The organism is Streptomyces adelaidensis, from assembly GCF_016598475.1.
In the GTDB taxonomy this organism is placed as follows: Bacteria; Actinomycetota; Actinomycetes; order Streptomycetales; family Streptomycetaceae; genus Streptomyces; species Streptomyces adelaidensis.
On record NZ_JAEMUX010000031.1, the window covers coordinates 75138 to 84733 of the forward strand.

Genomic DNA, 9596 nt, shown 5'->3' on the forward strand with positions numbered 1-9596 from the left:
CGTTCGTCCGAAGGCCTCGAAGGCTTGGGCTCGTTCGGGTTGCTCACCCCTACTACTTCGCCGCTCGCCGCGATCGAGTTCCATTCCGCCCTGCGGCGACCACGGCGGGAGACGTGCGCGGCCGTCGTACGGCAACGGCGAGGGCCCGCCGGAACGCTCCCGGGCGGGCCCTCGTCCAGCGGTGGCGAAGGTCAGACGACCGCGCCCCGCCCCGGATCGTCGTCGTCCTCGTCGTCACCCTTCATCCGCATCACCAGCGTGGCGAAGCCGCCGAGGAAGCCGCCGATGCCGAGGGTGGTGAGCCACCAGGTCATCTCCCAGCCGAGCAGGACGGCGAGCAGCAGCAGGACCGGGCCGCCGGCCACCCCCAGCCAGGCGAACTTGACGGTCGCGTCGGCCTCCGGCAGCGGGGGCGGCTCCGGCGGTACGAAGTGCCCCTCGCCGTCGTCATGGTCGTCGTCGGAGTCCTCGTCACCCTTGTCCGGGTCCTCGCCGACCGGCTCCGGCACGCTGTAGTCGCGCGGCCCGGAGCCGACGCCCGGGGCGAACGCGACCGAACTGCCCAGCGGCTTCGGGGACGCGGGGCCGGCGGCGGGGCCGGAGGGCTTGTCGGTGTTCTCCTCCGGCTCGGGCTCCGGCAAAGCCAGGTCCTCCACCGACTTGAACGGCTTGGCGCCCGGCGGGTCGGGCGGCTCAGTGCCGAACCCGGCGACGATCGCCTGCCACGCGGCGTCCTCGTCGAACGGCACGTGCTGCTCCTCGTCCGGCGACTTGCCGGGCGGGACGCCCGCGGAGCCGCCCGAGGCACCGCCCGGGGAGTCGCCCCGCGAGTCTCCGTGGCGCTCACCGAGGGGCGCTCCCTGCTCCTCCGGCTCACGCTCGGAGTCGTGCTCAGCCACCAGTGGCCGTCCCTTCCCTCTGCTCCGCGGTTCCCGCACCGGACTGCTCCACGGACCCTGTCTCGGACTGCTGTACGGATTCCGTCTCGGACTTCTTCAGCGGTTCCGCCCCGGACTCCTTCACGAGCCGGGTGACGAACGCGTGGCTCGCCTCGAAGATCCGGTCCGCGTCGTGGTCCAACGTCGCGACATGGTGGCTCTGTTCCAGCAGGATCTCCGTGACGTCCGTCGACGACACCCGGCCGAGCACCCGCTCGGAGTCGGCGGGCGGCACCACATGGTCCTGCGGGCTGCGCAGCAGCAGCAACGGCTGGGTGACCTGGGGCAGTTCGCCGTCGAGGAGGCGGAAGAAGATACGCAGCGAGTGCGCCGCGTGCAGTGGCACCCGGGCGTACCCGAGCTCCTCGACGCCCTCCTTCGCTATGTCGCTCGCGATGCCCTTGGTGGTGGGCACGAGGTGACGCAGGACGGGCAGGGCGTGGGCGGCGAGGCCGTGCACCTTGTTCGCCGGGTTGACGACGATCACGCCGTCCACCGCGTCCCCGTGCTTCGCGGCCAGCCGCAGCGCCAGCGCGCCGCCCATGGACAACCCCGCCACGAAGACCCGCGTACAGCGCTCGCGCAGGGCCCGCAGCTCGCGGTCCACCTCCGCGTACCAGTCCTGCCAGCCGGTGATCCGCATGTCCTCCCAGCGCGTGCCGTGTCCCGGCAGCAGGGGCAGGGCGACGGTCAGACCGCGCGCGGCGAGGTACTCGGCCCAGGGGCGGAGCGACTGCGGGGTACCGGTGAAGCCGTGGCAGAGGAGGACTCCGACCTTCCCGCCCTCGTGGCGGTAGGGCTCGGCTCCGGGAAGGACCGGCACGTTTCGGTCTCCTGTTCATGAGAAGTGAGAAGGGGGTGAACGAGTCCGGATGTGGTTCACCGTACGCGACCGCACTGACACCGACCAGGGGCTTCGCGCGGTGGGGGGCCGACACCGGCAGGGCCTGTCGGTCGCTTCCTCAGGCGTCCGGGTTAAGGTCTGACCCACGGAACACAGAGAGGCACTCGGTTGTTGTACGGCGCGATGAAGGTCGCTATCGGGGGACCGCTCAAGGTCACCTTCAGGCCCTGGGTGGAAGGCCTGGAGAACATCCCGGCCGAGGGCGCCGCGATCCTCGCGAGCAATCACCTCTCCTTCTCGGACTCGTTCTTCCTGCCCGCGGTCCTCGACCGCAAGGTCACCTTCATCGCGAAGGCGGAGTACTTCACCACGCCCGGCCTCAAGGGCAAGCTGACGGCGGCCTTCTTCAAGGGTGTCGGCCAGCTCCCGGTGGACCGCTCCGGCGCGCGCGGCGCGGGCGAGGCCGCCATCAAGAGCGGCATACAGGTCATCGAGAGCGGTGAGCTGTTCGGTATCTACCCGGAGGGCACCCGCTCGCCCGACGGCCGCCTCTACCGGGGCAAGCCCGGCGGCCTCGCGCGCGTGGCCCTCGCCACCGGCGCGCCCGTCATCCCCGTAGCCATGATCGACACGGAGAAGATCCAGCCGCCGGGGCAGGTGATGCCGAAGCTGATGCGCCCCGGCATCCGCATCGGCAAGCCGCTGGACTTCAGCCGCTACCAGGGCATGGAGCACGACCGCTTCGTCCTGCGGGCCCTGACCGACGAGGTCATGTACGAGATCATGAAGCTCTCCGGCCAGGAGTACGTCGACATCTACGCGACCGCCGCCAAGCGGCAGATCGCGGACGCGGCCAAGGCCGAGAAGGAGTCCGACAAGGCCGCCAGGGCCGCCCTCGCCAAGGCCGAGAAGGACCAGGCGGCCAAGGACCAGGCGGCCAAGGATCAGGCGGCCGAGGACCAGGCGGCCGAGGACCAGGCGCAGAAGTCCCGGACGGACCAGGACCGCGCGGGTTCGTGACGGCCGTGTTCCCGGGTACGGTCACGTTTCCCGGACGCGACGGCACGGGGGCGCCGCACGGCGAGTGAGCCGCAGGGGCGCGCCAGAAATGGGGGGACATGCCTGAGCGTGAGCGAGTCATGCGGATGTCGGTCGAGCAGCCGCTGTGGCGCGCGCTCACCGGCTACCGCGTCCTGACGATGGTCTACGCGGTCGGCCTCTTCGTCTCTGCGTACGACGGTTTCGCGCGCCCCTGGCTGGCCATCGCCTACTTCGCGGTGCTGGCCGGCTGGACGCTGGGGACGCTGCCCAAGGTCGCGAGCGCCGCCAACTGCACCAAGCGGTTCCTCGCCGCGGACCTCACCATCGCGCTCGTCGGCATCCTGCTCACCCGGTTCGCCGACTCGGCCGCGAGGGTGGAGACCGGCGGCCCGACGCTGCCCTCGATATGGACAGCCGGCGCGGTGCTGGCCTTCGCCATCAAGGGCGGCTGGCGCTGGGCCGCCTTCGCCTCCACGCTCGTCGCCGTCGCCAACCTCGTCCACCGCGGCGCCCCCACCCGCGACACCATCCACAACGTGGTGCTGGTGTGGGTCGCCTCCATCGCCATCGGATACGTCGTCGAGGTCGCCCGCGCCTCCGAGCGCACCCTCGCCCGCGCCCTGGAGATCGAGGCCGCCACCCGCGAACGGGAACGTCTCGCCCGGGACATCCACGACGGCGTGCTGCAGGTCCTCGCCATGGTCCAGCGGCGCGGCACCGCGCTCGGCGGCGAGGCGGCGGAGATCGGCCGGATGGCGGGCGAGCAGGAGGTCGCGCTGCGCACCCTGGTCTCCGGCGGCCTGGTCCCGGTCTCCCGGATCTCGGAGGACGCGGCCGAGGGCGCGCTCGTCCGGGCGGTGGAGGAACCGGACGCCGGGGACGGCACGGCGGGCCCCGTGGACCTGCGGGCCCTCCTCGCCGCGTACGCCGGCGCGAAGGTCACCTTCTCCGAGCCCGGCGCCCCGGTGCCGCTCGCCCCGCCGGCCGCCCGGGAGCTGGCGGCGGCCGTCGGCGCCGCCCTGGACAACGTACGAGCACACGCCGGGGCCGAGGCCCGGGCCTGGATCCTGGTCGAGGACTGGCCGGACGAGATCATCGTGACCGTACGGGACGACGGTCCCGGTATCCCCGAGGGCCGGCTCGCCCAGGCCGAGGGCGAAGGGCGGCTCGGCGTGGCCCTGTCCATCCGGGGACGGCTGCGCGACATCGGCGGCACGGCCGAGCTGATCTCGGTCCCGGGCCAGGGCACGGAAGTGGAACTGAAGGTACCGAAGGCCTCCGAGGGGCCGAAGAACACACGGGGGAAGGCGGAGAAGCGGTGACGGAGGACAAGCCGGTGAACGGAGTGGACGGACAGGACCGGCCGGGCGGCCCGATCAGGGTCATGGTGGTCGACGACCACCCCATGTGGCGCGACGCCGTCGCCCGCGACCTGGCCGAGTCCGGCTTCGACGTGGTCGCCACGGCGGGCGACGGCGAGCAGGCCGTGCGCCGCGCCCGGGCCGTCGCGCCCGACGTCCTCGTACTGGACCTGAACCTGCCCGCGAAGCCCGGAGTCCAGGTCTGCAAGGAACTGGTCGGCGCCAACCCGGCCCTGCGCGTCCTCGTCCTGTCGGCGAGCGGCGAGCACGCGGACGTCCTGGAGGCGGTGAAGTCCGGCGCGACGGGCTACCTGCTGAAGTCGGCCTCGACCGAGGAGCTGATCGACGCGGTACGCCGCACCGCCGTCGGCGACCCCGTCTTCACCCCCGGCCTCGCGGGCCTGGTCCTCGGCGAGTACCGCCGCCTCGCCTCCGAACCCGCCCCCGCGCCGGGCGCCGACGAGCCCAAGGCGCCGCAACTCACCGACCGCGAGACCGAGGTGCTCCGCCTGGTCGCCAAGGGCCTGAGCTACAAGCAGATCGCCGAACGCCTCGTCATCTCCCACCGCACCGTCCAGAACCACGTCCAGAACACTCTCGGCAAGCTCCAGCTCCACAACCGGGTCGAGCTGGTCCGCTATGCCATAGAACGCGGTCTCGACGACGAGTAAACAGCACGAATCACCCCATAGAGTGAAGGCGATTTGATCAACTCCGATCAACTCACCCTCAATCAGCAGCAATTCACCGGAATTGACCTCCCGTACATGCCGAAGTGACCTGGATCACTATTAGCGTGACCCTCACCAGGCAACCGCGGCGAAGGGACATTTCCATGCGCGTCGGAGTACTGACCGGAGGCGGCGACTGCCCCGGGCTCAACGCCGTCATCCGGGGCGTCGTCCGCAAGGGCGTCCAGGAGTACGGCTACGACTTCGTCGGCTTCCGGGACGGCTGGCGGGGTCCGCTGGAGAACGACACCGTCCGCCTCGACATCCCCGCCGTGCGCGGCATCCTGCCCCGCGGCGGCACCATCCTCGGCTCCTCGCGCACCAACCCCCTCAAGCAGGAGAACGGCATCCGCCGGATCAAGGACAACCTGGCCAAGCAGGAGGTAGAGGCGCTGATCGCCATCGGCGGCGAGGACACACTCGGTGTGGCCGCGCGCCTGTCGGACGAGTACGGGGTGCCCTGCGTGGGCGTCCCGAAGACGATCGACAACGACCTCTCCGCCACGGACTACACCTTCGGCTTCGACACGGCGGTAGGCATCGCCACGGAGGCGATCGACCGCCTCCACACCACCGCCGAATCGCACATGCGCGTCCTTGTCGTCGAGGTGATGGGCCGCCACGCCGGCTGGATCGCCATCCACTCCGGCCTGGCCGGCGGCGCGAACGCCATCCTCATCCCCGAGCAGCGCTTCGACGTCGACAAGGTGTGCGCCTGGGTGACGTCCCGCTTCAAGGCGTCGTACGCGCCGATCGTGGTCGTCGCGGAGGGGGCGATGCCGAAGGACGGCGAGATGGTCCTCAAGGACGGCTCACTCGACTCCTTCGGACATGTCCGCCTCTCCGGCGTCGGCGAATGGCTCGCCAAGGAGATCGAGCGGCGCACGGGCAAGGAAGCCCGCACCACCGTCCTCGGCCACGTCCAGCGCGGCGGCACCCCCTCCGCCTTCGACCGCTGGCTCGCCACCCGCTTCGGCCTCCACGCCATCGACGCCGTCCACGACCGCGACTTCGGCAAAATGGTCGCCCTCCGCGGCACGGACATCATCCGAGTCCCCATCGCCGACGCCACGACCAGATTGAAGACGGTCGACCCGAAGCTCTACGAGGAGGTCGGCGTCTTCTTCGGCTGAGGCCGACGAAAGAGCGCGGGTGGGGGTCCCGCGCAGTTCCCCGCGCCCCTAAAGGCGAAAAGCAAGGGGCGCAGCCCCTGCTTTTTGAGGGGCGCGGGGAACTGCGCGACAAGCCCCCACCGAACCCGCAGCCGAAATCGGGGGTCGAAGGGGCGCAGCCCCTGGGGGATGGGACGGGTAGGGGCGGCGGGGGCGAGGAACCTAGAGCGCCCGCAGGGACTGAACCCCCTCAACCAACTCCCGCACCACACCCACCCCACCCAACGTCAACACCGACTCCGGATGAAACTGCACCCCCGCGAACCCGACCCCCCGCAACGCGTGCACCTCCCCACTCACATCACGACTGACCTCGACCCCCCGCGCAGCCAACCCCACCGCCGCCTCATCATCACAACGCGCCACAAAGCTGTTGTAGAACCCGACGGTCTCCCCCCGCCCGAAGAAATCGATCCCGGTCTGAGCCCCCTGACAGGGCACCACCTTCCGCACGATCTCCAAGCCCAACTCCGCCGCGATCAGCTCATGCCCGAGACACACCCCGAGCACCCCGTACCGATGCCCCCGCACAACCTCGCCCGTCAGCCCCCGCAGAAACCGCATCTTCGGATCACCGAGATCCCCCGGATCCCCCGGCCCGGGCCCCAGCACCACCACCCCCTCGTGCGCGAGCACAGCCTCCCGCAGCCCAGCCTCGTCGTAGCGCCGCACCGTCACCTCCAGCCCCGACGACCGCAGCAGATGCGCGAGCATGGCGGTAAAGGTGTCCTCGGCGTCCACGACGAGCGCATGCCCCGACAGCTCCGACGTCCGCTCCTGCATCCGCAGCCAGAACGGCGCCAAGGCCCCCCGTCGCCCGTCAAGCGCCGCCCGCACCCGCGGATCCTCCGCCGGCCCCGCCCCCACCCGCTCCTGACCCGGCCGTCCGGGCCGTACGCCCAGTGCCGCCAGCACCCCCGCCGCCTTGGCGTGCGTCTCGGCGACCTCACCCGCCGGATCCGACCCCCTCACGAGCGTGGCACCCACCGGCACCTTCAGCCGCCCGTCCGCCGAGATGTCGGCGGTACGGATCAGGATCGGCGAGTCCAGGGTCTGCGCACCCCCCGAATCCCTCCCCACCAGGGCCAGCGCACCCGCGTAGTACCCACGCCCGCCCACCTCATGGCGCTCGATCACCCGGCAGGCGTTCTGCACCGGCGAGCCGGTCACCGTCGCGGCGAACATGGTCTCCCTCAGCACCTCCCGCACATCCAGCGACGACCGTCCGCGCAACTCGTACTCGGTGTGCGCGAGATGCGCCATCTCCTTCAGCCGGGGCCCGACCACGACCCCGCCCATGTCGCCGACCGTGCACATCATCTTGAGCTCCTCGTCGACGACCATCGAGAGCTCCTCGATCTCCTTGCCGTCCGCGAGGAAGGTCAGCAGATCCTCCGGCGTCGGGCCCCCGGCCGGGTAGCGGTACGTCCCGCTGATCGGGTTCATCACGACCGTCCCGCCGGACATCCGGACATGCACCTCGGGACTGGCACCGACCAGCGTCCTGTCGCCGGTGTGCACCACGAACGTCCAGTACGCCCCCCGCTCGCCCTCCAGCAGCCGCCGGAACAGCGCCAGCGCGTCGGCGCGCCCGAAGCCCGGGACCGAGCCCTCGTACGTCCGCCGGATCACGAAGTTCGCGCCCTCGCCCCGCCCGATCTCCTCGCGCAGCACCCGGCCGACGATCTCCCCGTACTCCTCGTCGTCCACGTCGAAGCCGCCGCCCTCGACCCGGACCTCGTGCGCGGGCAGCTGCGCGAGGGCCCGCTCCAGCGGCAGCTCGTACGACTCCTCCGGCGTCAGCACCGACAGCGGAGTCCCGTCGTCACGGACGTCGAAGCCGCGTTCGCGGATCTGCCGGAAGGGGACCAGCGCCAGCCCCTCGTCGGGGATGTCGGCGAGCCGCTCGTACGTGGTGACCGGGCCGATCAGCACCTCCACCGTGTCCCGGTCGTGGAGGCCTGGCGTGCGCCGGCGCAGCAGGGCGAACGGCCGGTCGTCGTACGGGAGCCGGGTCAGATCCATGGGTTCCTCTTCCGTCGGTGATCACGGTGATCACGGTGATCACGGTGATCACGGTGAGCGAGGAGGAGCGGCCGGGCCCTGGAAACGCCGAAGGCCGCCCCTCGGGCGGCCTTCGCGAAGTCTTGCGTACGCGCAGTCAGTGGGCCGCCGGATGAGCGGTCCACCACCAGTTCTGGATCGAGTGCGCGAACATGCGCCGCACCTTACCGGACAACCTCGCGGAACTCACGTGATCCCCACCCCGCGATCGGCTTATGATCACGACCGCTTCGATCCTTGACATGTTCGAGTCCATTCCGTGGATCACCGAAGGGCGCTTGTGGACGGGGAGGCAGTCCGGCACGACCGCACCTCGAACATGATCTTCCCGGTGCCGAAGCTGGTCGCGTGCCTCAGCGCGATCTGCCCGCTGCGCCCCGGCGACCTGATTTTTCACCGGTACGCCCGCGGGCGTCGGCAACCGCCGCACCCCGCAGCGCTTCCTCACCCCGGATGACACCCTGGTCAGCGGCATCGGGGGCCTCGACGAGACGCGGCACACCTTCAGGAGCGCGGGATGAGCGAGACGACTCTCTTCACCGGTGTCCGGGGTCTTCGACGGCACCGGACGTGACCCGCAACCGCATCACCGCCGCCGACCGGATTCCCGCGACCGGCGGCGGAGGCTCGGGTGATCGACGGAGGTGGCGGCACCCTGATCCCCGGACTCGTCGCTCACACACCCACCACGCCTTCGGCTCCACCGTCGAGCACGGCTCGCTCCGCCGCGACGAACCCGACGAGGAGAAGGCCCCCTCGTCGCCCACGCCGGGCGCGTCCTGCTCGACCACGGCATCACCAGCCAGCGCCTATTCCGGCGGCAACCGTCTTCCCCGTACGGAGATCGCCGCCCGCAAGGCCTACGCCGAGGGCTGGATGCCGGGGCCGCGTTTCGAGGCCGCCTCCTGGGTGGGCACCGTGGGCATGGCCGAGCCGGAGGTCTACGACTTCCCGGGCAGCGACGGCCGGGCGTTCGACCCGGAGTCGGTGAGCCGGTTCGTCGGGGAGATGGCGGACCTGAGAGTCGACATCGTCAAGCTGCCGCCGTCGGGCGGGAGCGCGGTCGTGAAGGGCACCTCGCGGATCGTGCGGTTCACCGACGACGAGGTCGCGGCGGCCGCGGCCGTGGCCCGCGAGCGCGGCGTGGCGCTGACGACCCACGCCCGCGCAGCCGAGTCGATCAAGATGGCGGTACGGCACGGCATCCGCGCCGTCCACCACTGCACCCTCGCCGACGAGGAGGCCCTCGACCTGCTGGAGGCCACCCGCGACCGGCTGTTCGTCGCCCCGACCCCCGGCATCATCTACGCCATATCCGGGCCGACACCATCTCGCCCAGGAGGGTCCGTACGCCCGCCACCGAGTCGGCCGGGGCGCACGAGGGCGCGGCACAGGCGGCGCTTCTCTTCCGTATCCCCCTGGGGCGGGTGGGCAGGCCCGTGGAC

10 protein-coding genes are annotated in these 9596 nt (G+C 71.2%); 6 read left to right on the forward strand and 4 right to left on the reverse strand.

The genetic code is table 11. From position 1 onward, the window contains the following. Window positions 1-191: 191 nt before the first annotated feature. Both I8N67_RS19700 and I8N67_RS19705 read right to left on the reverse strand, forming a co-directional pair. Window positions 192-899 carry a hypothetical protein gene (locus tag I8N67_RS19700; RefSeq protein WP_200304461.1) on the reverse strand — a complete coding sequence of 236 codons (708 nt, stop codon included), beginning with the start codon at window positions 897-899 and terminating at the stop codon, window positions 192-194. Further along, complete coding sequence (locus I8N67_RS19705) at window positions 892-1761, reverse strand: alpha/beta hydrolase (protein WP_200304462.1); 870 nt, start codon at window positions 1759-1761, stop codon at window positions 892-894. Before I8N67_RS19705 ends, I8N67_RS19700 begins: the two co-directional genes overlap by 8 nt. Window positions 1762-1965: 204 nt before the next feature. On the opposite strand from I8N67_RS19705, the gene I8N67_RS19710 reads away from it, so the two are divergent. From I8N67_RS19710 to I8N67_RS19725, 4 genes are all read left to right on the forward strand, one after another. Beyond that, the gene (locus tag I8N67_RS19710; protein ID WP_200304463.1) at window positions 1966-2802 is read left to right on the forward strand and encodes a lysophospholipid acyltransferase family protein; all 837 of its coding nucleotides are present in this window, start codon (window positions 1966-1968) and stop codon (window positions 2800-2802) included. A gap of 98 nt (window positions 2803-2900) precedes the next feature. After that, entirely contained in the window at window positions 2901-4145 is a 1245-nt protein-coding gene (gene macS, locus I8N67_RS19715) for a MacS family sensor histidine kinase (protein ID WP_200304464.1), read from the forward strand. Window positions 4146-4207: 62 nt separating this feature from the next. Further along, complete coding sequence (locus tag I8N67_RS19720; protein WP_200304473.1) at window positions 4208-4855, forward strand: response regulator; 648 nt, start codon at window positions 4208-4210, stop codon at window positions 4853-4855. 164 nt (window positions 4856-5019) lie between these two features. Beyond that, entirely contained in the window at window positions 5020-6048 is a 1029-nt protein-coding gene (locus tag I8N67_RS19725) for a 6-phosphofructokinase (RefSeq protein WP_200304465.1), read from the forward strand. 201 nt (window positions 6049-6249) lie between these two features. Here I8N67_RS19725 and I8N67_RS19730 read toward each other — a convergent pair whose 3' ends face one another. Together I8N67_RS19730 and I8N67_RS44630 are read right to left on the reverse strand one after the other, a co-directional pair. Then, entirely contained in the window at window positions 6250-8112 is a 1863-nt protein-coding gene (locus I8N67_RS19730; protein ID WP_200304466.1) for an anthranilate synthase family protein, read from the reverse strand. Between the two features lie 136 nt (window positions 8113-8248). After that, on the reverse strand, window positions 8249-8407 hold the full coding sequence (locus I8N67_RS44630; RefSeq protein ID WP_372443751.1) for a trp operon leader peptide: 159 nt from the start codon (window positions 8405-8407) through the stop codon (window positions 8249-8251). Between the two features lie 63 nt (window positions 8408-8470). Between I8N67_RS44630 and I8N67_RS44240 the strand changes: the two genes are divergently transcribed. Both I8N67_RS44240 and I8N67_RS19745 read left to right on the forward strand, forming a co-directional pair. Continuing rightward, a complete protein-coding gene (locus I8N67_RS44240) occupies window positions 8471-8608 on the forward strand; it encodes a hypothetical protein (protein ID WP_307835291.1) in 138 nt (45 codons plus the stop codon). Between the two features lie 113 nt (window positions 8609-8721). Beyond that, window positions 8722-9596 (forward strand): amidohydrolase family protein (locus I8N67_RS19745; protein WP_504740368.1); only part of this gene is annotated, 875 nt, incomplete at its 3' end.